The organism is Bradyrhizobium sp. TM102, assembly GCF_009176685.1.
Classification (GTDB): Bacteria; Pseudomonadota; Alphaproteobacteria; order Rhizobiales; family Xanthobacteraceae; genus Bradyrhizobium; species Bradyrhizobium ottawaense.
The window spans coordinates 1,481,257-1,502,709 of record NZ_AP021855.1 but is presented as its reverse complement, the minus strand read 5'-3'; the positions used below and the strand labels follow the sequence as shown (position 1 = coordinate 1,502,709).

The 21,453-nt window shown below is 64.3% G+C and carries 20 protein-coding genes; 7 read left to right on the top strand and 13 right to left on the bottom strand.

Annotated features, from left to right (window positions below):
• Nucleotides 1-128 precede the first annotated feature (128 nt).
• Both GDN70_RS07040 and GDN70_RS07035 read left to right on the top strand, forming a co-directional pair.
• On the top strand, nt 129-482 hold the full coding sequence (locus GDN70_RS07040; RefSeq protein WP_028140639.1) for a nuclear transport factor 2 family protein: 354 nt from the start codon (nt 129-131) through the stop codon (nt 480-482).
• A 383-nt stretch (nt 483-865) separates the two neighbouring features.
• Entirely contained in the window at nt 866-2,116 is a 1,251-nt protein-coding gene (locus GDN70_RS07035) for a hypothetical protein (RefSeq protein WP_240536490.1), read from the top strand.
• Between the two features lie 34 nt (nt 2,117-2,150).
• On the opposite strand, the gene GDN70_RS07030 is transcribed toward GDN70_RS07035, so the two are convergent.
• Both GDN70_RS07030 and GDN70_RS07025 read right to left on the bottom strand, forming a co-directional pair.
• Nucleotides 2,151-3,239 (bottom strand): Zn-dependent alcohol dehydrogenase, encoded by a 1,089-nt coding sequence (locus GDN70_RS07030; RefSeq protein WP_028140641.1) that lies wholly within the window; start codon nt 3,237-3,239, stop codon nt 2,151-2,153.
• 45 nt (nt 3,240-3,284) lie between these two features.
• Entirely contained in the window at nt 3,285-5,069 is a 1,785-nt protein-coding gene (locus tag GDN70_RS07025) for an acyl-CoA dehydrogenase family protein (RefSeq protein WP_028140642.1), read from the bottom strand.
• Between the two features lie 231 nt (nt 5,070-5,300).
• Here GDN70_RS07025 and GDN70_RS07020 point away from each other — a divergent pair, with 231 nt between their 5' ends.
• Nucleotides 5,301-6,002, top strand: coding sequence for an SDR family oxidoreductase (locus tag GDN70_RS07020; RefSeq protein ID WP_028140643.1), 702 nt, complete (start codon nt 5,301-5,303; stop codon nt 6,000-6,002).
• A 157-nt stretch (nt 6,003-6,159) separates the two neighbouring features.
• Nucleotides 6,160-6,990, top strand: coding sequence for an enoyl-CoA hydratase (locus GDN70_RS07015; protein ID WP_028140644.1), 831 nt, complete (start codon nt 6,160-6,162; stop codon nt 6,988-6,990).
• Between the two features lie 228 nt (nt 6,991-7,218).
• On the opposite strand, the gene GDN70_RS07010 is transcribed toward GDN70_RS07015, so the two are convergent.
• Nucleotides 7,219-7,842 carry a GNAT family N-acetyltransferase gene (locus GDN70_RS07010; RefSeq protein WP_152102329.1) on the bottom strand — a complete coding sequence of 208 codons (624 nt, stop codon included), beginning with the start codon at nt 7,840-7,842 and terminating at the stop codon, nt 7,219-7,221.
• A 68-nt stretch (nt 7,843-7,910) separates the two neighbouring features.
• The gene (locus GDN70_RS07005; protein WP_028140646.1) at nt 7,911-8,114 is read right to left on the bottom strand and encodes a DUF1127 domain-containing protein; all 204 of its coding nucleotides are present in this window, start codon (nt 8,112-8,114) and stop codon (nt 7,911-7,913) included.
• 110 nt (nt 8,115-8,224) lie between these two features.
• Here GDN70_RS07005 and GDN70_RS07000 point away from each other — a divergent pair, with 110 nt between their 5' ends.
• Together GDN70_RS07000 and GDN70_RS06995 are read left to right on the top strand one after the other, a co-directional pair.
• Nucleotides 8,225-9,124 carry a transcriptional regulator GcvA gene (locus tag GDN70_RS07000; RefSeq protein ID WP_028140647.1) on the top strand — a complete coding sequence of 300 codons (900 nt, stop codon included), beginning with the start codon at nt 8,225-8,227 and terminating at the stop codon, nt 9,122-9,124.
• Nucleotides 9,125-9,266: 142 nt separating this feature from the next.
• On the top strand, nt 9,267-10,598 hold the full coding sequence (locus tag GDN70_RS06995; RefSeq protein WP_028140648.1) for an MFS transporter: 1,332 nt from the start codon (nt 9,267-9,269) through the stop codon (nt 10,596-10,598).
• Between the two features lie 112 nt (nt 10,599-10,710).
• Here GDN70_RS06995 and GDN70_RS06990 read toward each other — a convergent pair whose 3' ends face one another.
• The 3 genes from GDN70_RS06990 to GDN70_RS06980 are packed head-to-tail and all read right to left on the bottom strand — an operon-like array spanning nt 10,711 to nt 13,317.
• Complete coding sequence (locus GDN70_RS06990; protein WP_028140649.1) at nt 10,711-11,124, bottom strand: Rieske (2Fe-2S) protein; 414 nt, start codon at nt 11,122-11,124, stop codon at nt 10,711-10,713.
• Nucleotides 11,124-12,233 carry an amidohydrolase family protein gene (locus GDN70_RS06985; protein WP_028140650.1) on the bottom strand — a complete coding sequence of 370 codons (1,110 nt, stop codon included), beginning with the start codon at nt 12,231-12,233 and terminating at the stop codon, nt 11,124-11,126. Before GDN70_RS06985 ends, GDN70_RS06990 begins: the two co-directional genes overlap by 1 nt.
• A gap of 25 nt (nt 12,234-12,258) precedes the next feature.
• The gene (locus tag GDN70_RS06980; RefSeq protein WP_038973152.1) at nt 12,259-13,317 is read right to left on the bottom strand and encodes an amidohydrolase family protein; all 1,059 of its coding nucleotides are present in this window, start codon (nt 13,315-13,317) and stop codon (nt 12,259-12,261) included.
• Between the two features lie 144 nt (nt 13,318-13,461).
• Between GDN70_RS06980 and GDN70_RS06975 the strand changes: the two genes are divergently transcribed.
• The gene (locus GDN70_RS06975; protein WP_028140652.1) at nt 13,462-13,944 is read left to right on the top strand and encodes a CinA family protein; all 483 of its coding nucleotides are present in this window, start codon (nt 13,462-13,464) and stop codon (nt 13,942-13,944) included.
• Nucleotides 13,945-14,077: 133 nt separating this feature from the next.
• Here the strand turns inward: GDN70_RS06975 and GDN70_RS06970 are convergent, their stop codons facing one another.
• The 6 genes from GDN70_RS06970 to GDN70_RS06945 all read right to left on the bottom strand — a co-directional run bounded on the left by GDN70_RS06970 (nt 14,078) and on the right by GDN70_RS06945 (nt 21,368).
• Nucleotides 14,078-15,253 (bottom strand): IS481 family transposase, encoded by a 1,176-nt coding sequence (locus GDN70_RS06970; RefSeq protein ID WP_152102328.1) that lies wholly within the window; start codon nt 15,251-15,253, stop codon nt 14,078-14,080.
• A gap of 127 nt (nt 15,254-15,380) precedes the next feature.
• Nucleotides 15,381-15,656 (bottom strand): DUF1488 family protein, encoded by a 276-nt coding sequence (locus GDN70_RS06965; protein ID WP_020508771.1) that lies wholly within the window; start codon nt 15,654-15,656, stop codon nt 15,381-15,383.
• A 132-nt stretch (nt 15,657-15,788) separates the two neighbouring features.
• A complete protein-coding gene (locus GDN70_RS06960; protein WP_028140654.1) occupies nt 15,789-16,403 on the bottom strand; it encodes a lipopolysaccharide assembly protein LapB in 615 nt (204 codons plus the stop codon).
• A 120-nt stretch (nt 16,404-16,523) separates the two neighbouring features.
• Entirely contained in the window at nt 16,524-17,993 is a 1,470-nt protein-coding gene (locus GDN70_RS06955; protein ID WP_028140655.1) for an AMP nucleosidase, read from the bottom strand.
• A gap of 281 nt (nt 17,994-18,274) precedes the next feature.
• Nucleotides 18,275-19,609 (bottom strand): HlyD family type I secretion periplasmic adaptor subunit, encoded by a 1,335-nt coding sequence (locus tag GDN70_RS06950; RefSeq protein ID WP_028140656.1) that lies wholly within the window; start codon nt 19,607-19,609, stop codon nt 18,275-18,277.
• Nucleotides 19,610-19,619: 10 nt separating this feature from the next.
• Nucleotides 19,620-21,368 carry a type I secretion system permease/ATPase gene (locus GDN70_RS06945; protein WP_028140657.1) on the bottom strand — a complete coding sequence of 583 codons (1,749 nt, stop codon included), beginning with the start codon at nt 21,366-21,368 and terminating at the stop codon, nt 19,620-19,622.
• Between the last annotated feature and the right edge of the window lie 85 nt (nt 21,369-21,453).

Genomic DNA, 21,453 nt, shown 5'->3' with positions numbered 1-21,453 from the left:
TTGCTTCGTCGCCAGCGCAAAAATTGCTTCGCAATTTTGTCGCGGGCTCCTTGCAATGACGGAGGACGACAACGTCGCGATTCCGGGCTCGCGCGTCGCGCGCCCCGGAATGACGGAAAGGAAGCACCATGAGCCAGGACCTCGATCAACTGACCGCCCTCAACCGTGACTACGTTGCCTCCGTGCAAAACTGCGACGTCAAGCGTTTCGACGAAATCCTGGCGACGGAGTTTTATTGCTCCAATCCCGACAAGACGCTGGTCGACCGTGCCGCCTTCCTGGAGCAGACCGCGCGGCCGATCACGATCCGGAACTTGAAAGAGCGCGACGTCATCATCCGCATCATGGGCGACTTCGCCGTCATCCACGCCGCGACGAGCTACACCACGGCGGATGGCCAGCAGGCGACGGGGCGGTACACCGATTGCTGGGCAAAGCAAAATGGCAAGTGGCTCGCGGTGTCGGCACACGTGTCGCGGTGAGGCCGCACGCTGCCTTTCCCCCTCGGGCCGCAGGGCATTCGACGAATGCCATAAAGAGATCGCTAACCAAACAATCTTTTCCCGAGCAATGGGCAAACCGCTGATCTGACATTTATCCAGCTGGCAATCGTTCGCCCGTCAAGATCGCAAGTGACGAGAGGTCCCTTCAGGGCATCGATCTCGAGCATGTCACGAGGACACGCCGCGAAGCTCGGAGTGCTTCCCCGGCGAGGGTACCGCTCAAATCCGGCGAGAGTGATTGCGTGACAAACGACACAATCGAGATAGGGGCGCTCCGCGACCCCTATCATCGCGTCAATCGAGATGAGACGCGGCTCGAGAGATGGCGCACTCCGATTGCGGTAGCAGTCGGGTGCGGGCTCATGGGCATCGTGCTCCGTTACCTCGCGCGGGAACACGCGACCGCCGACGCCGCCGAATACATCACCTGGTATACCTTCGCGCGAGATCACGGCATTGCCGGGCTGGCCGAGGCTTTCACCAACTACACGCCGTTCTACAGCTACCTCCTGCTGATCACCGCCCGATTTGATTGGCTGGGCCAGCCGCTTTCCCTCGTGAAGATGATCTCGGCCATATTCGAGCTCGGCTGCGCGATCGTTGTGGCCCGGATGGTCTGGCGAGTTACAGGCGTGCCGTTGCGCACGTCCCTGGCCTTCTGCGCGGTGTGGCTTGCGCCGACGGTGCTCTTCAACGGCGCAATGTGGGGACAGGCCGATTCGATCTGGACCTTCTTCGCGCTGATTTCCGTGGCGATATTCATGCGGGACCGAAACGGGGTTTTGCCATTCGCAGTGGCCTGCTCGGTGAAGGCCCAGGGCGTCTTCCTGGGGCCGTTCGTGCTGGGCATGATCCTGCGCCGCAAGATCCACGTGGCATGGCTTGCAGCCATTCCGGCAGTCTATGCGATCCTCGCCATTCCGGTTCTCGTCGCTGGCAGATCCCTGGTCTCCGTACTCGGGATCTATCTCGGCCAGGCCAACACATTTCATCACCTGACCATGAATGCAGCGAACATCTGGGTGTTCGCAGGAGGAACGCCGTACGCGGTCGGAGTCGCCGCCGGCCTCGTGCTCGCGGCGGCGAGCGGGCTCGCCCTATCGATCTTCATCGCACAGTCCAGGCGGACGGGGCCGGAGTTCATTCTACTGGTCGCGTGCGTATCGCTCATCCTCATGCCGTACCTGCTTCCGAAGATGCACGACCGCTATTTCTACGGCTTCGAGCTTGCGGCGATCGCCCTGGCCTGCCTCAATCTGCGTTATCTGCCGTTCGCGGTGATTGCCCAGATCGATGGCGTGTTATCCTACCTCGCATTCGAGAGCGAGATCGTCATGGGTCTGTTGCCGGCGGCGCTCTGCAACACCTTTCTGGTGTTCTACCTCGTGCTTGATCTCCGGCATGGCGAACGTGGATTTCGCTTTCCGAGGTTTGCCTGGCTTGGCTTCACCGTGTCGACTGCGGGATTGTTCTCCTATTTGCTGTTCGCGGGTCCCGGCCTGAACGTATCCGTCGCGTATATGCTCGTCGCCGGACTTGCCACGGCCATGACGCTGCTCCTCGTGAAGGAGCAGCGTTGCGCCTCAGCCGACAGTCCGGCCGCATCGCGTTGATTTCAATTTTCGGGCGGCGCCGGCGTCGGTTGTGCTAGCTGTCGAACACGATTACGCTGCGCAGCGTCTTGCCGGCTTTCATGTTGGCAAAGCCCTCGTTGATTTCGGACAGCTTCAATTTCGCCGAGATCCAGTCCTCCAGATGCAGCCGTCCGCGCAGGTAGAAGTCAACCAGGCGCGGCATGTCGACGCGAAAATGGTTCGAGCCCATCGAGGAGCCCTGGATCCGGCGCTCGCGCAGGAAATCGAAACCGTGCAGCTCGATCTTCTGGCCGAACGGGATCATGCCGACGATGGTGGCGGTGCCGCCGGAGGCGAGCATGCCGAATGCCTGCTCGGCGGTCTCCTTGCGGCCGAGCACCTCGAAGGAATGATGCACGCCGCCATTGGTGAGATCGCGCACCTGCTTCACGACGTCGCCGTCGGCGGGGTTGATGATGTCGGTTGCACCCAGCTTGGTCGCGAGCTGGAGTTTTGCCGGATTGGTGTCGATGGCAATGATGCGGCCGGCGCCCGCGATCTGCGCGCCGTTGATCGCGGCCATGCCGACACCGCCGCAGCCGATCACGGCCACGGTCTCGCCGGCCGTCACCTTCGCGGTATTCACCACCGCACCATAGCCGGTGATGACGCCGCAGCCGATCAGCGCGGCTAGATCGAGCGGCATTTCTTTCCGGATTTTGACGATCGCGTTCTCGTGCACCAGCATCTGTTCGGCAAAGGACGACAGATTGAGGAACTGGTGCAGCTTCTCAGGCTTGGACCACTGCATCCGGTTTGAGGCGCCCGGCAGCAACTTCACGGTGGTGTCGGTGCAGAGCACGGTGCGGCCCGTGGTGCAGTTGTCGCAGGTGCCGCAGAACACCGACAGGCAAGTGACGACGTGGTCACCCGGCTTGACGTAAGTGACATCGGAGCCGACCTGCTCGACCACGCCGGCGGACTCGTGGCCGAGCACCGCGGGCAGCGGATGCGGATAGAGCCCTTCCATGAAATGCAGGTCGGAGTGACAGAGCCCGGCGACCGTGGTGCGGATCAGGACTTCGCGCGGGCCCGGCTTCGGCAGGCTGACGTCCTCGATGACGAGCGGCTGGTTGACTTCATAGAGGACGGCGGCCTTCATCGAGCACTCCCTGTCGCGTTTCTTGGTTTGATCGTGGCGTGCAGCCTACGCTGCCAGAACCAGTTCGCCAACCTCGCTCATGCCGGCTGAGCTGTCGCCAAGCAGCAGCGCGGCGATCCTGGCCTGCGTGGCATTTTCCGTGAGCCGGAACGGATCGCTCGGTGCCACCCGATGGTCGATCACCAGCCGCGACAACAGCAGCCGGCGCGCATCGCCGCGCATCTCGTGGATGCGATGTGCCTCCCAGGCGAGAGCGACGGCGCTGGCGACATGATAGAGCAGGCTCGTCGCACGACGCGCATCGGCCTCGTTCTCGGATGTCGCCGCAACCTCGCGCGCGAAGCCGACGGCACGATCGACGAAGCCGCGCAGCTTGTCGCGCCAGGCCTGCGGCACGGAAGCGCTGTCGTCGAGCCGCGCATGCAGATCGGCCGCGAGCGCGGATTCCGCACCATGCCGGCCGACTGCGCGCCTGAGCGCATCGATCGCGACGATATTGCCGGTGCCTTCCCAGACCGAGCCGAGATGCGCATCGCGCAGCAGGCGCGGCGTCGCGAATTCCTCGATGTAGCCGATGCCGCCGCGCATCTCGAGCGCATCGCCGCAGACCTTTCGCGCATCGCGCGTGGCGCGGAATTTCAGGGTCGGCGTCAGGATCCGCAACAATGCCGCCGCATCCTGGCTGCCGGCCTCGGCGCGGTCGAGCGCGTCCGCAGTCAGGAAGCTCATCGACAGCGCCTGCTCGACCGGCAGCATGATCTTCAGCATCTGGCGCCGGCCGAGCGGCAGGTCGATGATGCGCTGGCCGAACACGACGCGGTTTGTCGCGACCGTCATCGCATCATGATAGGCGCGGCGCATCAGCGCGGTGGATTTGACGCCGTTGGAGAGCCGCGACGAATTCACCATCTCGGCCATCTGCACGAAGCCGCGGTCGAGCTTGCCGACCGCGTAGGCGATGGCGCCTTCGAGCTTGATCTCGCCGGAGGCCATCGAGCGGGTGCCGAGCTTGTCCTTGAGACGCACGATCCGGTAGTGGTTCTGCGCGCCGTCGTCGAGGAAGCGCGGCATCAGGAACAGGCCGACGCCGCGCGTGCCGGGGCCAGCGCCCTCGGGGCGCGCCAGCAGCATCACGACCTCAGCGTCGGCATTCGAGCAGAACCATTTTTCGCCAGTGAGGCGCCAATGGTCGCCCTCCTGCACGGCGCGCGTGGTCAGCGTGCCGACGTCGGAGCCGCCCTCCTTCTCGGTCATGAACTGGCCGCCTTGCGTCAACCTGCTCATGTCGGTCTGGGTCAGGCCGTCCAGATATTTCGCCTTCAGCGCCTCGCTGCCGAAATTTGCCAGCAGCTTGGCGCAGCCGTCGGTGACGTTGATCGGGCACCCCATGCCGAATTCGGTCTGGTTGAAAAGAAACGTGAAGGCGTGCTTGGCGACGACAGGATATTTGTCCGGCCAGCCCATGATGCCCTTGCGGATCGAGAGCGCGTGGATGCCGAACTCTCCGAACGCCGCGTTCTCTAATTCGCGATAGGCCGGGTGATATTCGATCCACTGCACGTCGCGGCCGAACTTGTCGCGCTGGTGCAGCACCGGCGTATGACGGTCGGCGAGCCGCGCGCAGTCGTCGAGCCGGCCTCCGGCGAGTTCGCCGAGGCGATCGAGATGCGGCTCGATATGACGGAACAGATTTTCCGGCAGATGGATGCGGAGCAGGTCGGTCAGCGCGGGATCGGCGCGGTAGAAATTCATGCCTGTGGTGTCGGGCGCCAGCAGGCCGGATGGTGCGGCCGCGACATTCTTTGGCTGCGCTGGGGCCGGCTTATGCATGATCGTCCTCTTCGTTTCGGCCTTGCGGACATTCCGCGCCACTTTAGCGCTTGCCGCTTGGGATGATGTCGATCATGCTCCAGTCGCGGGGTGCGATAAAGCCGCAAATCGTCAGGGAGGCATGATCACCCTGAAGGAGCAATTCGCTCTGCGGAATTGTGATCGCGCCGGCTGGCTGTTCGCAAAAGCCATGCATAGATCAGGAGCTTCCTGCTTCCGAGAGACCACACCATGGAACATCCGAAATACAAGATCGCCCTTATCGTCGGTGCCGGCGAAGGCCTGAGCGCTTCGCTGGCGCGCTTGCTCGCTGCGCAAGGCATTCGCGTCGCGCTCGCCGCGCGCAAGATCGAGAAGCTGGGCGCGCTCTGCAGCGAGACCGGCGCCAAGGCCTATGCCTGCAACGCGACCGATCCCGACGAGGTGGAGCGCCTGTTCGGCCTCGTCGAGCGCGAGATCGGCACGCCCGACCTCGTCGTCTACAACGCCAGCGGCCGCACCCGCGGACCATTCGTCGATCTCGTTCCGGCCGATGTGGCGCAGGCGATCGCGATCAGCGCCTATGGCGGCTTCCTGGTGGCGCAGCAGGCGGCAAAACGCATGCTGCCGAACAAGCACGGCGCGATCCTGTTCACCGGCGCCTCGGCCAGCGTCAAGGGATATGCGCAGTCGGCTTCCTTCGCGATGGGCAAGTTCGCGCTGCGCGGCCTCGCCCAGAGCCTGGCGCGCGAATTGTCGCCGCAAGGCATCCATGTCGCGCATTTCGTGATCGACGGCGGCATCCGCAGCGCGGCGCGGACGGAAGCCGAGGACAAGCCGGATTCGATGCTCGATCCCGACGCGATCGCACAGAGCTATTGGAACGTGTTGCAGCAGCCGCGCAGCGCCTGGAGCTGGGAGCTCGAGCTGCGGCCCTGGGTGGAGAAGTTTTGAGGACGAGATGCCGTAGGGTGGGTTAGCCGAAGGCGTAACCCACCTCTTTATTCACCGCGTGTCTGAAAAGAGGTGGGTTACGCTGAGCGGTCTGCGCTAGGCGCAGTCCGCTCAGCTAACCCACCCTACGAGAGCCAAACAAGAACAGGGAGGATCAATGACCACCGAAACCGTCATCGACACCGGCACCAATGAACTCCTCTGCGTCATCCGCGACCGCGTCGCGGTGATCACGCTGAACCGGCCGGAGGCGCGTAATTCGCTGTCGGACACGCTGACGCCGGCGCTGCGCACGATGATCCGGACCTGCGGCGAGAATCCCGATGTCGGCGCGCTCTTGCTCACCGGCGCCGGCGAGGCGTTCTGCGCCGGCGGCAACGTCAAGGGCATGGGTGCGCATCGCGACCCGAGGAAGCTCGAAATGTCGTTCGACGACAAGGTCGCCGATCTGCAGGAGCGGCAGCGGCTGCTCACCGGCGCGCTGGTGTCGGTGCGCAAGCCGACCATCGCTGCCCTCCCCGGCCCCGCGGTCGGCGCCGGGCTCGCCATCGCCATGGCATGCGACATCCGCATCGCCGCCCAATCGGCCTTCGTCGCCACCGGCTATGCCCGCATTGCACTCTCCGGCGATTACGGCATCGCCTGGCTGCTCACCCGTCTCGTCGGCACCGCGCGGGCGCGCGAGCTGATGTTCACCGGCGATCGCGTCGACGCCGTGCGGGCCGAAGCGATCGGCCTCGTCAACCGCGTCGTGCCCGATGACAGGCTGCAAGCCGAAGCCTTCGCGCTGGCCAAGTCGCTCGCCGAAGGCCCGCGCCTCGCGCTGCGCTACATGAAGGACAATCTCGACGAGGCCGTGCTGTTCGACTTCGAAACCGCGCGCGACCACGAAGCCGAACGGCTGGTGCGCCTGACCACGACCGCGGATCACAAGGAGGCCGTGCAGGCCTTCATCGAGAAGCGTAAGGCAGTGTTCACGGGAAAATAGGCACTCGCTTTGCAACAGGCGGTCGAGGCGGGTAACCGCTGTCATTCCGGGGCGATGCGCAGCATCGAGCCCGGAATCCATCTGGCCGCAAGACACGTCGTGAAATGGATTCCGGGTTCGCGCTACGCGCGCCCCGGAATGACGATGTGGAGAGAGTCTTCGCCCGGACCGCAACCGGGCAAAAAAAAGCCCGGCCCTGGTTCACCCAGAGCCGGGCTTGCAGTGGTGTCAAACCGAGGCTGAGGGGCTTTCGGCCTGACGGGAAAGGGCGGCGAGGCGCCAGCTTGCGCAGGGAATGTCTTTCGGCGCGACCGCGATCTCCTTGTCGAAGCGCACCAGCTTCCAGTCATCGGGATGATTGATGAAGGCGAAACCGGATTTGCGCGCGAGCGAGACCATGGTCTCGTTGGAGCGCAGCGTGTCGCCGAACATGTGCTCGGCGCCGAGCGCAGCCGCGCGGCATTCGAGATTCTTCATCAGCGCGGTGGCGATGCCGTGGCCCTGCCAGCGGTCATGGACCGACAGGCCGAATTCGAGCGTCGCGGTTTCGGCGTGCAGCGCATAGCGCGCCTCGGCGACGATGGTCTCGAAGCCGTCGACCATCATGGTCGCAACCACGGAGAAGCGTTCGCGCTCGCCGACCTGAAGGAAGTCATGCAGCAGCGCTTTCGGCAGCTCACTGATGGCGCCGAAGAAGCGGTTGTAGCGGGAGCGGGTCGAGAGCGAACGGAAATAGTGCTGCAGCTCGTCGGTGTCGCGCGGCTCGACAAAACGGACGTTGAGCGCCGTGGCATCGCGGGTGCGCAGCGTGTCCGAATATTGCTTGAGGTCTTCGAGGCGGAGAGTGCTCATGATACGAGCCCTTCACAAAAGGGACCGCCGGCGCCCCCACAGTCAGGCGGCGCCGGCCTGGCGGCCAATCAGGCCCGCCAGAAGGGTTTGTCAGCCTCGTAGGCAATGTCGGTCCAGGACAGTCCGACGTCCTGAAGATCACGCGCGGTCCATTGGGTGAGCTCGCGCCTGTTGCGATAGCGCTCGTGCCAGACGTGAAGGGTCTCGCCGATCTGCTGGATCAAGCCGGGCGCATGATGATTTGTCATCGAATTGTGGGTCAAGGTAGACATTTTAAGCTCCTGGAGCTAACTTGACCGCTAATATCGGCTTCCTAGTGCAGTGCGACAAACGACAATTTGTACCTTTTCGCATGAAATAACGTCATGTATCCTGCTGCCAGATGACTGCCAGATTGCCGTCCCTGAACGGATTGCGGGCGTTCGAAGCCGCCGCGCGCCATCTCAGCTTCACGCTGGCGGCAAGCGAGCTGAACGTGACGCAGACCGCGATCAGCCATCAGATCCGCAGGCTCGAGGAGGAGCTCGGCATCCGCCTGTTCATCCGGCAGAACCGTGCGCTGGCCCTGACGCCGGAGGCGCGGGACTACCTGCCGGGCGTCCGCGCTGCCTTCAACGACCTCCGGCTTGCGACCGACCGGTTGCTGCGCAAGGACGACGACAAGGTGCTGACGGTCTCGACGCTGGCCTCGCTCGCCGCAAAATGGCTGTTGCCGCGGCTAACGGATTTCCAGGAGCAGCATCCCGGCATCGACGTTCGTATCACCACCTCGACCAGCTTCGTCGACTTCCAGCGCGACAATGTCGATGCCGCCATCCGCTACGGCCGCGGCCAATGGCCGGGCCTGCGCGCCGACTGGCTGATGGCGGATGAGCTGTTTCCGGTGTGCAGTCCGTCGCTATTGCGTGGCGACAAGCCACTGCGCCGGCCCGAAGACCTGGGAAACCATCCGCTGCTGCACACCTCGAGCGCCAACAGCGACGATTGGCGGCTTTGGCTGACCGCGGCGGGCCTGCCGGCCGACATCGCGAGGCACCCCGGCATCACCTTCGACATGATCTTCATGACCATCCAGGCCGCGATCGATGGCATCGGCGTGGCGATGGGACGGACCTCCTACGTCCAGGACGACATCGCCAAGGGCCGCCTCGTGGTCCCCTTCAAGATCGCGCTGCCGGCCGACGCCGGCTTCTACCTGGTCGCGCCCGAGGGCCGCCGCGAAGCGCCGAAGCTGACCGCATTCCGCCAATGGATGCTCGCTGCGACGCAAAATAAAGCCTGAGAAATCATCAGCTTCCTCCCAAAAACGGATTGACTCGGCCCGCCTCGCGCGGGAAGAGGCGTGGCAGATTGTCGCAGTCTCTGTCGCCTTGCCGTGAAATGATTTCCCGGTCCGGCCAGACCTTTCCAAGGGGAGCAACGCCATGGCTGGACCAGCCGCATCGACCAATCCACCCGCGATCAAATCGCGCATCGGCGCCATCCTGCGCGCCACGTCAGGCAATTTTCTCGAACAGTTCGACTTCTTCCTGTTCGGCTTCTATGCGGCCGCGATCGGCAAGGCGTTCTTCCCGTCCTCTGATGAAACCGCATCGCTGCTCAACACCTTCGGCGTGTTCTGGCTCGGCGCCTTGATGCGGCCGGTCGGCGCGATCGTGCTCGGCGCTTACATCGACCGCATCGGCCGCCGCCAGGGCCTGATCGTCACCCTCGCCATCATGGCCTTCGGCACCGTCGTCATCGCATTCTGCCCGAGCTATGCGACCATCGGCATCGCCGCGCCCATCATCGTGCTGATCGGACGTTTGCTGCAGGGCTTCTCCGCCGGCGTCGAGCTCGGCGGCGTGTCGGTCTATCTCTCGGAGATCTCCACGCCGGGCAATCGCGGCTTCTACACCTCGTTCCAGTCGTCGAGCCAGCAGGTCGCGATCTTCGTTGCCTCGATCCTCGGTTACATCCTCTCGGAGGTGATGCCGGCCGACACCGTTGCCGCCTGGGGCTGGCGCATTCCCTTCTTCGTCGGCTGCCTGATCATTCCCCTGATCTTTGTCCTGCGGCGGACGCTGGAGGAGACGCCGGCCTTCCTCGCCATGAAGAAGCATCCGACGGCCAGCGAGGTGTTCGCCTCCGCGCTCGCCAACTGGCGCATCGTCATCCTCGGCATGATGATCGCGATCCTGACCACGACGACGTTCTACTTCGTCACCGTCTACACGCCGACCTTCGGCAAGACCGTGCTGAAGCTGTCGACGCAGGACGCGCTGCTGGTCACGCTGCTCGTCGCTGTCACCAACTTCTTCTGGAACCCGGTCGGCGGCGCGCTCTCCGACCGCATCGGCCGCAAGCCCGTGCTGCTCACCATCGCCGGCCTGTCGCTCGTCACGGCCTATCCTGCGCTGCACTGGCTGGTGGCGGCGCCGAGCTTCGGCAAGCTGCTCGCCGTCGAGATGATGTTCTCGTTCTATTTCGGCGTCTACAGCGGCACTATGCTCGGCGCGCTGGTCGAGATCGTGCCGGCGGATGTGCGCACCACCTGCTTCTCGCTCGCCTTCGCGCTCGCCGCCGCCCTGTTCGGCACCTTCACGCCGTTCGCCTCGACCTTGCTGATCGAGCATACCGGCGACAAGGCCTCGCCCGGCTTCTGGCTGATGCTCGCTGCGCTGCTTGGAATCATCGCGGCCTCGACGGTGTATCGCGGCGGCGGCAAGGCGGTGCCGACTTATGATGCGGTGCCGGAGCCGGTTGCGGGGCACTAACCGTCATTCCGGGGCGCCTCGAAGAGGCGAGCCCGGAATCCATTTCGCTCATTCCCTTCGCACGATGGATTCCGGGCTCAGCCCTTCGGGCTGCCCCGGAATGACCAACTGGCTACAACTCCACCACCACGTAATCGCTCTCGACCTTCACCGGGATCGTCTCCGCGACATACGGCCCCTTCACGACGCTCGCACCCGGCTCGACATGGGCCGGGTAGGCCTTCACGCGGAAGCGGCGGGGATCGCAATAGGACTGACCGGTGCGGATGTCGAACTCCCAGCCGTGCCAGGGGCAGCGGATGATCTCGCCGAGTTTTGTATACTCGATCTCGCCGGGCTCCTTCGACTGCGCGAGACCGATCAGCGGGCCCTCGCACAGCGCCGCGCCCTGATGCGGGCAACGGTTCATCAGACCGAAATATTCACCCTTGATGTTGAAGACCGCGATCGGCCGCCCGTCGATCTCCAGAAATTTTCGCGTCCCCGGCGGCAGTTCGTCGACCGGCGCGATCACATGCCGCGCCATCAACCAATCCCGTACAGCGCGCGCGCATTGCCGAGGTAGAACGCCTCGCGATTGGCCTCGCTGACACCCGCCGGCAACACGCGCGACGGCTCGTCGTAATCCCAATGCGGATAGTCGGTCGCAAACAACAGGCGATCCCAGCCGATCCAGTTGATGACGTCGAACAGATCCTCGCGGCTTTCAGGATCCTCCATCGGCTGCGTCGTCCACCACACCTGCTCGCGAATATACTCCGACGGCGGCCGCTTCACATGCGGCACCTCGCTGCGCAGGCGCTGCCAGGTCTTGTCGAGCCGCCAGGCCAGCGACGGCGCCCAGCCGAAGCCGGCCTCGATCATCACCATCTTCAGTTTCGGGAAGCGCTCGAACACGCCTTCCAAAACAAGACTCGCTAGCGCCGATTGCTGGCATTGCGAGTGACCCACCATCTCCTCGATGTAATAGGACGGCCAGCCCGACGGCGTGATCGGATTGCCGCCGAAGCCGAAGGCGTGGACGCCGACGGGAAGGCCGGCTTCCTCCGCGGCCTGGTAGATTGGCCAGTAACGGCGCTGGCCGAGCGGCTCGACATTGCGGCTGAGCAGCAGCACCTGCACGAAGTTCTTGTCGCCGGCGCGCTCGCGGATTTCGGCGGCGGCCGACAGCCCGTCCTCATTGCCGACGACGATCGAGGCTTTCAGCCGCTTGTCCTTGCTGGTCCATTTGTCGATCTGCCAGTCGTTGATCGCCGAACACAAAGCGGCCGAGAGTTCGTGATTGCGGATGCCCTGCCCGGTGTTGAGCGGATTGAGCACACCCAGCTGCACGTTGTTGGGATCGAGCAGTTGCTTCTGCATGAAGGACAGCGAGGAGCCCTGCGGGCCGCCTTCAGGCGGATAGGCATCGCGGCGCGAGGCGTTGGGCTGGGCCTTCGGATAGGGCGGGCCTTCCATCATGCCCTGATAGGCATGGACGCCGTAGACTTCGAGATGATGCTGCCAGCGTTTGGCGAGATAGGGATAAAGCTCGGTGCGGGTGGCGCGTGCCGGATGGATGTCGCAGTCCGCGATCGCGGTTTTGACGGTCAGTGGGGAAGCGGCTTCTTGGCTCTCGCGGAATTGGATATTCATCGCCTTGCCTCCTTTGGCAGCGGGCTCACGTCAGGCGGGGATAGGTCGCATGTGGATTTTCGATCATGATCTTGCGCACGAGATCGGGGGTGAGACCTTCGGGCAGCGCGTCCTGGCCCTCGAACTGCCAGTGCGGATAGTCCGTGGAGAATAGGACCAATTCGTCGGACTGCATATGATCAAACAGGCGAATTAATGTCGCCTCGTCTGGCGGCGCATCAAATGGCTGTAAGGAGAAGCGGATGTTGCTGCGCACAATATCCAGCGGCGCGCGATCAACCCACGGCGTCTCCATCCGCACCCCGCGCCAGAACTTGTGCAGGCGCCAGAGATAGGGAGAGATCCAGGAGACGCCGGATTCCAGCATCACCATTTTCAGGCGCGGATATTTGGCGAACACGCCCTCGACGATCAGGCTGGTGAGCTGGGTCTGGAACGCCTGGGCCTGCCCGACATAGTCCTCGATGTGATAGGAACCCCATCCCACTGCGGTCGGCGGATTGTGATAGGCGGAACCCGCGTGAATGCCGACCGGGAGTTCCAGCCGTTCCGCGGCTTCATAGATCGGCCACAGCGCGCGCTTGCCGAGCGGCGTGTCGCCCATCACAAGCATCAGGACCTGGACGAAGCGCTTATCGTGCGCGCAGCGCTCGATCTCTGCCACGGCCTTCTCGACGCTTTGCGTCGGGATCACGATCGAGCCGCGCAGCCTCTTGTCGCGATCGAGCCACTCCTTCACCAGCCAGTCGTTCAGCGCGCGGCAGAAGGCGGCCTGCAAATCTTCCGAAAACACCATCTGCACGCCGTAGAGCGGATTGCAGATGGCGTAGCTGAGCTGAAACGGATCGAGCACATGGCGCTGCATGTCGTCGAGGCTCTCGCCCGGCTTGCCGCTCTCGGGGCGCCAGTCGGGCCGCGCCGTAATCGGCGAACTCGGCGGATAGGATTGCGAGATGAGGTCGACCATGCCGCGCGTCGTCACCTGATCGCGCCAATAGTCGTTCAGGTGGGGCAGCAGGCTGGTCAGATGCGGCACGGCCGGATGCACGTCGCAATCCACCCCGCCGGCGATCAGGGACGCCATGACGTCTCCCTTCTCACGTTTCCTCGCATGTCTCTTCTTGTACCCGCCATTCAAGCAGGCCTGCCCGTCGCCCGCAACTCAGCCAAGCGTCCTGTCATATGCTAGGAAGGCTGAGCTCGGTTGCGAAGAGATAAGGGGTTAGGGATGAAAGAGCTCGTCAGCATTGCGGAACAGGTCGCAGCGAAGCTGATCGCGCGCAAACAGACCATCGCCGTGGCAGAATCCTCAACCGGCGGCCTGATCGCGGCCAGCCTGCTCGCGGTGCCCGGCGCGTCCGCCTATTTCCTCGGCGGCGCGGTGGTCTACACCCGCGATGCCAGGCGCGTGCTGATGGATATTTCGGACGAAGGAATGAAGGGCTTTCGTTCCTCGTCGCAGCCCTACGCGCAACTGCTGGCCGAGCAGATGCGAACGCGCTTCAACAGCGACTGGGGCCTGTCCGAGACCGGAGCAGCCGGCCCAACCGGCAACCGCTACGGCGACGCCGCCGGCCATAGCTGCATGGCGGTTGCGGGGCCTGTGTCAGAGGTGATGACGCTGGAGACCGGCAGCAACGACCGGTTCGGCAACATGCAGATGTTTGCTGCGACGGCGCTGAAGCTGTTGTTGAGGAAGCTGGAGGGGTGAGCTGCGCGAGTGAGTCGGGGCAGCCTCACCACCACATTGCTGTCATCGCCCGGCTCGACCGGGCGATCCAGTACTCCGAGACGGTTATGATTGAATCGATGGGCCGCGGCGTACTGGATGCCCCGCCTTCTGTTTAGTCCGGGGACATGGCTGACACCTGTTCGGACACATCACTGACAGGTTGGCCATTGGTCAAGTCGATCGATGCGACCTGCCAACTGGCGAAGAAGATTCCGTAGTGGCCGTCACGATCCAGCGGCCGGATGGCGAGACTTTCGCGCGCGAAGGCCTGGGGAACCTTCCAGAAGCGTCCTTTGAAGGAGATGTAGGGTCTCGTCGATGAGACCCTACGGACGATCTCGCCGCTGTCGTATTCAACGTTCGGAACGCGGGTCGGCATGGCGCGGGCGCTGGGCCGGAAGCGATCGGCGGGGACGCGCATATCGAGGCCTTGGTGGGGACGCTCCAGATTGTAGACCGGTCGCCAGGCATCGAAGGCGCGCTGGACTTCCGGGAGGGTGCGGAAGCGCCGCATGGCAAAAACCTCGGCCTTCAGGGTGCGATGGAAGCGTTCGTTCTTGCCGCGGGCCTGCGGGTGACAGGGCCTGGCGTGCACAACCCTGACACCGAGCTTGAGCAGCCACACCTTCAACCCGGTCCAACGAACGCCTGACGTATCGCCCCAGGGTGAGCCGTTGTCGGTGTAGAAGGCTTCCGGCAAGCCATAGCAGCGGAATGTCGTCGTCAGGTGATCCTGCACGGTAAGACGCTGCTCGTCGGCGCAGGCCTTCAAGCACAGGACATAGCGCGAGTGATCGTCGACAACGGTCAGCGGATGGCATCGCGTCCCGTTGGCGAGCGGCAGGTGACCCTTGAAGTCCATCTGCCACAGCAGGTTGGGAGCTTCCTTCTCGAAGCGATGCCCCGGATTTGGCGGTACATTCTCGCTCGGTTTGACCCGACCGTTCCGACACAGGATCTGGTGCACCGTTGACGGCACCGGCACCGTCTGCCCGCTCCGCTTCAGGCAGTGGGCGATCTTCCGCGCTCCCCAAGCCGGATGCTTGTCCCGTACGGCCAGAACTTGGGCCTCGACCGCAGCCTCACTGCGCCTGGGCATCGCATGCGGGCAACGGGAGCGGTCGGCCAGCTCCCGATCGCCGGCCTGCCAGCGCCGCAACCATTTGTAGCCGACGTCAGGGCTGATGTTGAACCGCCGGCACAGTTCGCGCCGGTTGGCGCCTTCCTGCAAAGCCAGCCGCACGAACTCCTGGCGCTGATCCATTACTGACACCTCACTCCACGGCATGGACGGCCTCCCGAATCGGACCAATCCAGCCAATGTTGATGTGTCAGCTATGTCTCCGAACACCCGTCAGTGATCTGTCCGGGCTAAACACTTCGCGGGGCATGACAGCGGAGAGTGAGGCGAGAGCTCACCGCCCCAAATGCCGCATGAAGATCCGGACCACATATCCCTGGAATCGCGGTGCTTCGTCGTAGAGATCTGACGCGATCCGCTCGATGGTCTCACGCAACGACAGGAACTGCGCCTGCCGTGCGCTGCTTTCGGTGCCCTGCATGCCCGCGAGCTCGTCCATGGCGGCGTCGCTGATCTGGCACTGCACGACCTCGTCGCCGCTCAGCATGGTGAAGCGAAAGGCCAGCCGTTCGAGGTCATGGCCAATGATCTTGTCGCGCGTCAGCGGCATCCAATTGTCCCGTCGCGCCCCCGAACGGGACAATGCTGAAAATCTGACGCCTTGTCACTATCCGCGCCGAAGGACGTGGCGGTCATCCGACGCCTATCAGCAGCGGCTCGACGAACCGGCTGCTCTCCAGCTTCAGTAGACGAGCGCCGTGCCGGTCGGCCTGTCGAGCGCCGCGGCCAGCGACCGATACTCCTCACAACCGGTCCCGCAGATGGAGGCAATCCGGCTCAAATGATAGAGCGCCTGCTCGCGATTACCCCGCTCGAGCTGCCACAGCCCGTAATATTGCCACGTCAGCACGTGGTTCGGATCCGCCTTCAATGCGCGCTCATACCAGACCTGCGACTGCTCGTAGTCGCCGAGCTTGCGATAGGAGTAGCCGATGAGGTTGGCGACGTTCGGATGGTCGTCATGGCCGAGCGACTTCAATTGCGCGATCGCGGCCGCATAGTCGTTGCGCTCGTAGATCGTGTCATAGGCCACGCGGTAGCCCGCCGCGAATGCGGGATCGCCGATGCCGGACTGATTGTTCGGCTTCTTGCCTTTCTGGGTTGCCTTGGCGCCCGGACGCTTCGGATAGGTCGGCTGCGGTTTCTGATCCGAATAGGCGCCCGCGTACGGATCCGTGGAGCTGGCGCTGCCCCCGCCTCCTCCACCCCCGCCTCCGCCCGCGGCAAAGGCCGGCGAGCACAATAGGGCTGCCGCGAACGTACCCAACACGAAGCGCCTGATCATCGCTGCGATCATGTCTGCCTCCTCAGTGTTTCAAGCGGCCCCGGACCAATTGATAACCCTGCCTCGGCGGCAATATTCCGGGACGCTGCGCTCACGGAGGCGTCAGCATGCGTACGACAGTTCCGGTGTCCTTTACTGGAAGGCCACCTCGGCAAAGCTGCGCAGCTTTCGCGAATGCAGCCGCTCCGATTCCTGTTGCTTGAGCCGCTCCAGCGCCTTCAGGCCGATCTCGAGATGCTGGCCGACGCGGCGGCGGTAGAATTCGCTGGCCATGCCGGCGAGCTTGATCTCGCCGTGCAGCGGCTTGTCGGAGACGCAGAGCAGCGTGCCGTAGGGAACGCGGAAGCGATAGCCGTTGGCGGCGATCGCGGCCGATTCCATGTCGAGCGCGACCGCGCGCGACTGCGACATACGCCGGATCACCTCAGGCCCGGAGATCTCCCAATTGCGGTTGTCGACGCTCGCGACGGTTCCAGTGCGCATCAGGCGCTTGAGCTCGAAACCTTCGAGCCCCGTGACGTCCTCGACCGCCTCCTCGAGCGCGACCTGCATCTCGGCCAGCGCGGGGATCGGGACCCACAGCGGCAGCTCGCGATCGAGCACGTGGTCTTCGCGCACATAGCCGTGCGCGAGCACGTAATCGCCGAGGCGCTGCGTGTTGCGCAGGCCCGCGCAATGGCCGAGCATCAGCCAGGCATGCGGGCGCAGCACCGCGACATGGTCGGTGACGTTGCGCGCGTTGGACGGACCGGTACCGATGTTGATCAGCGTGATGCCGCGATAGCCTGATGCGACCAGGTGGAAGGCCGGCATCTGCGGCATGCGCGCCGGCGCAACGCCGCTGATTGCGCCGGCGCTGCGCGTGATGACGTTGCCCGGCGCGACGAAGGCGTCAAGGCCAGCCTCACTCGACTGGAGCCGCTGCTGACAGAGCTGCGCGAAGGCGTCGACATAGAACTGGTAGTTGGTGAAAATGACAAAATTCTGGAAATGCTCGGGGTCGGTGCCGGTGTAGTGATAGAGCCGGCGCAGCGAGTAATCGACGCGGGCGGCGCGGAACAGCGACAGCGGCTCGGGCGCGCCCGGCTGAAGCTCGAAGGTGCCGTCGGCAATCGAATCGTCCATGGTGGCGAGATCGGGCACGTCGAACGCGTCGCGCAGCGATCGCGCGACAGAGGAGTTCTCGCTCGTCGTGATCGCAGCTTCGATGTTGATGTCGCGGCGATAGGCGAAGTGGATCGGGATCGGCTCGGCAGACTCGCCGATCTCGACGGGCACGCCGTGATTCTGGATCAAGAGGCCGATCTGCTCGATAAGGTAGCTCCGGAACAGATCCGGACGCGTCACGCTGGTTTCATGGACGCCGGGCCCGGCGACGAAGCCGTAGGCGAGACGGGAATCCAGCCGCGCATGCGTCGCGGTGGTGAGGCGGACGAAGGGATAATAGGCTCGCACCCGCGTCGTGATCGCTTCGCCGCCGACATAGGCCTCGAACCGGTCGCGCAGGAATTTTGTGTTGCGCTCGTAGATTTCTTCGAGCCGCGCGACCGCGAGTGTGGCGTCGGAGAAGGATTCGGTGGCGATGGAGGATGGGGATTGCATGGTCGACCGCCGAGTTGATGGGCTTGAGTCGAACTATAGCAAAGAAGTCAGTGCCGTAGGGTGGGCAAAGCGGAGCGTGCCCACCAATATGCCCGTCGTGTAAGAGACGGTGGGCACCGCGCATCGCGCCTTTGCCCACCCGACGAGACCGACAGCGAGAAACACGGTGCCGTGGGGTGGGTTAGCGCAGCGTAACCCGCCACTTCTGCTTCCGCGGATAGAGAAGCGGTGGGTTACGCTGCGCTAACCCACCCTACGAGATCACGACGCGCTTTCGCCCGTCACTTCTCCCGGAACGCCCGCATCAGCTGGTCGTGCAGCGGCTTCATCAGATAGGACAGCATCGTGCGGTCGCCCGTCTGGACGAAGGCTTCCACGGGCATGCCGGGAATCATCTTGACGTCGCCGAGACGGGCGATCTCTGCGGCCGGCATCGAGACGCGGATGGTGTAGTAGCTCTGGCCGGTGCGCTGGTCGGTGGTGACGTCGGGCGAGACGCGGCTGACGAGGCCGTTGAGCTCCGGCGTGGTGCGCTGATTGAAGGCGGAGAGGCGCAACAGCGTCTTCTGGCCGATCTGCAGCTTGTCGATGTCGACCGGATTGACCTTTGCCTCGACCTGGAGATCGTCGGCCTGCGGCACGATCAGCATGAGAGCGTCGCCGGCGGTGATGACGCCGCCGACCGTGTGCACCGTGGATTGCAGCACCATGCCGTCCTGCGGCGCGCGGATGTCGATGCGGCGAAGCTGGTCTTCGGCGGCAACCTTGCGCTCGATCAGCTCGCCGATCTTGTCGTTGGTCTCGCGCAGATCCTTGGAGACCTCGCTCACCACGTCCTTGTCGACCTGGATGATCTGGAGCTCGGTCTCCGTGATCTTGCCCTTGGCCTGGGCGCGCGAAGCGATGTACTGCGCGCGTTCGCCGTTGAGACGGGCCGAGTCGCGTTCGAGCTGGGTCAGACGCGAGATCTGCACCAGACGCTTGTCGTAAAGCTCGCGCACGCCGGTGAGCTCGTTCTGCACCAGCGCGATCTCCTGATCCTTGGCCTTCTCCTGGGCGCTGAGCCCCGCGATCTCCTCGTTGAGCTGCGTGATGCGCTCGCGCAGCTGGGCCTTCTGTCCGGTGCGGCCGTTGACGCGGACGTCGAACAGCTTGGTTTCGGCGGAGAGCAGCAGCTTGACGTCGGGATCCCCAGCGCGCTCGATCAGGGCCTGCGGAAATTCGATCCTGTCGACCCCGCGCTGCTCGGCCTGCAGGCGCGCCGCACGCGCCTGCGCGGCGTCGAGATTCTTGGTGACGATAGCAAGGTTGGCCTTGGTGACGGTATCGTCGAGCCGCACCACGATATCGCCGGCCTTGACCAGGTCGCCGTCGCGGGCGCGCACCTCGCCGACCACGCCGCCGGTCGGATGCTGCACCTTCTTGACGTTGGATTCGACCACGATCTGGCCCGGCGCGATCAGCGCGCCCGAGATCAGCACGGTCGAGGCCCAGCCGCCGAGACCGACGACAAGCACCAGCACGATCACGAAGCCGAGGATCAGGTGAAACTTGATGGATTCGCGTACGGTCTTGTTCGCGGCAGGCTTCGGGCCGCCGATGGCCATCGTGCTCATGGCTTTGTGCTCATGGTTTGGCCACTCCACCTTCGCTGACGATCTTGATCGGGGCCGGCGGCGTCACGCGCGGCTGCAGTACCTGGGCGAGCACCTGCTCCTTTGGGCCGAAAGCCTGCATGCGGCCATCACGCAGCACCAGGACCTGGTCGACCGCCTCGACGCCGATCGGGCGGTGCGCCACCACGACCACGATGGCGCCGCGCTCGCGAGCGGCGCGGACGGCGCGGGTCAGCGCCTCGTCGCCTTCGGTGTCGAGATTGGAGTTGGGCTCGTCGAGCACGATCAGGAAGGGGTTGCCATAGAGCGCGCGCGCCAGCGCCACGCGCTGCGCCTGGCCGGCGGAAAGCGCCGTGCCCTGCTCGCCGACTTGCGTGTTGTAGCCCTCGCGCATCTTGATGATCATCTCGTGCACGCCGGCTTCTTTCGCAGCCGCGATGATGCCCTCGGACGTCGCCTCGGGATCGAACCGGCTGATGTTCTGGGCGATGGTGCCGCCGAACAATTCGACGTCCTGCGGCAGATAGCCGATGTGCCGGCCAAGCATGTCGGACGACCATTGGTCGAGCGCCGCGCCGTCGAGCCGCACCTTGCCGCGCACCGGCTGCCAGACCCCGACCAGCGCGCGGATGAGCGACGACTTGCCGGAACCGCTCGGGCCGATCACGCCGAGGCCGTTGCCCGCGGCGAGCGCGAAGGTGATGTCCTGCACGATGAGGCGCTGGTCGCCGGGCGGCACCATGGCGACGCCTTCGACCGAGAGCCGGCTCGTGGGCGCCTGCAACTGGGTCGGCATCGTCTGCGCCGGCATCTGCTCCAGCAGGCGCGTGAGGCGGTGCCAGCTCTGGCGTGCCGCGACGAAGGATTTCCAGTGCGCAATGGCGAGATCGACCGGCGCAAGCGCGCGGGCGGAGAGGATCGAGCCGGCGATGATGATGCCGGCGGTCGCCTCCTGGTGGATGACGAGATAGGCGCCGACCGCCAGCACGGCCGATTGCAGCATCATGCGCAGCACCTTTGCGACCGCGCCGAGACCGCCGGCGACGTCGCTCGCGCGCTGATTGCCGGCGAGATATTTTTCGTTGGTCTCGCTCCAGCGCTGGTTCATCCGGCCGGCCATGCCCATCGCCACCATGACTTCGGCGTTGCGGCGGCTGGCCTGGGCGAGATCGTTGCGCTGGGCGGCAAGCCCCATCGCCTCGCGCGCCGGCTGGCGGGACATGAACTCGGTGACCAGCGTCAGCCCGACCAGGATGATGGCGCCGACCAGCGCGGTGACGCCGATCATGACGTGGAAGGCGAAGCAGATGGCGAGATAGAGCGGCAGCCAGGGCAGGTCGAAGAATGCGCTCGGGCCCATTCCGCCGAGAAAGGAGCGGACATTGTCGAGGTCGCGTAGCGGCTGGAGGCCTTCGTTGCGGCTGCCGACCAGAAGCGGCAGGCGCACGATGGTGTCGAACACGCGCTTGTTGAGGGCTTCATCGAGCGCGGTGCCGATCCGCCCCAGGATCCGGTTGCGGATCATGTCGAGCACACCCTGCGCCATGTAGAGGAAGCTGGCGAGGATGATCAGGCCGACCAGGGTCGGGACGCTGCGGCTCGGCAGCACCCGGTCGTAAACCTCCAGCATGAATATCGACCCGGTCAGATAGAGCAGGTTGATCATGCAGCTCATCAAGCCGACGCCGATGAACGCCGTGCGACAAGCGCGTAAGGCGTCACCGAGCTCTGAACGGCGGACGCCAGGACCGGCTGCCATCAGTCTGATCTCTTTCAGGTGGGGGCCAAGGCCCCTGATTTCACGAGCAATTCAGGGTACTCGCCCCGGATTAACATCATGTTCG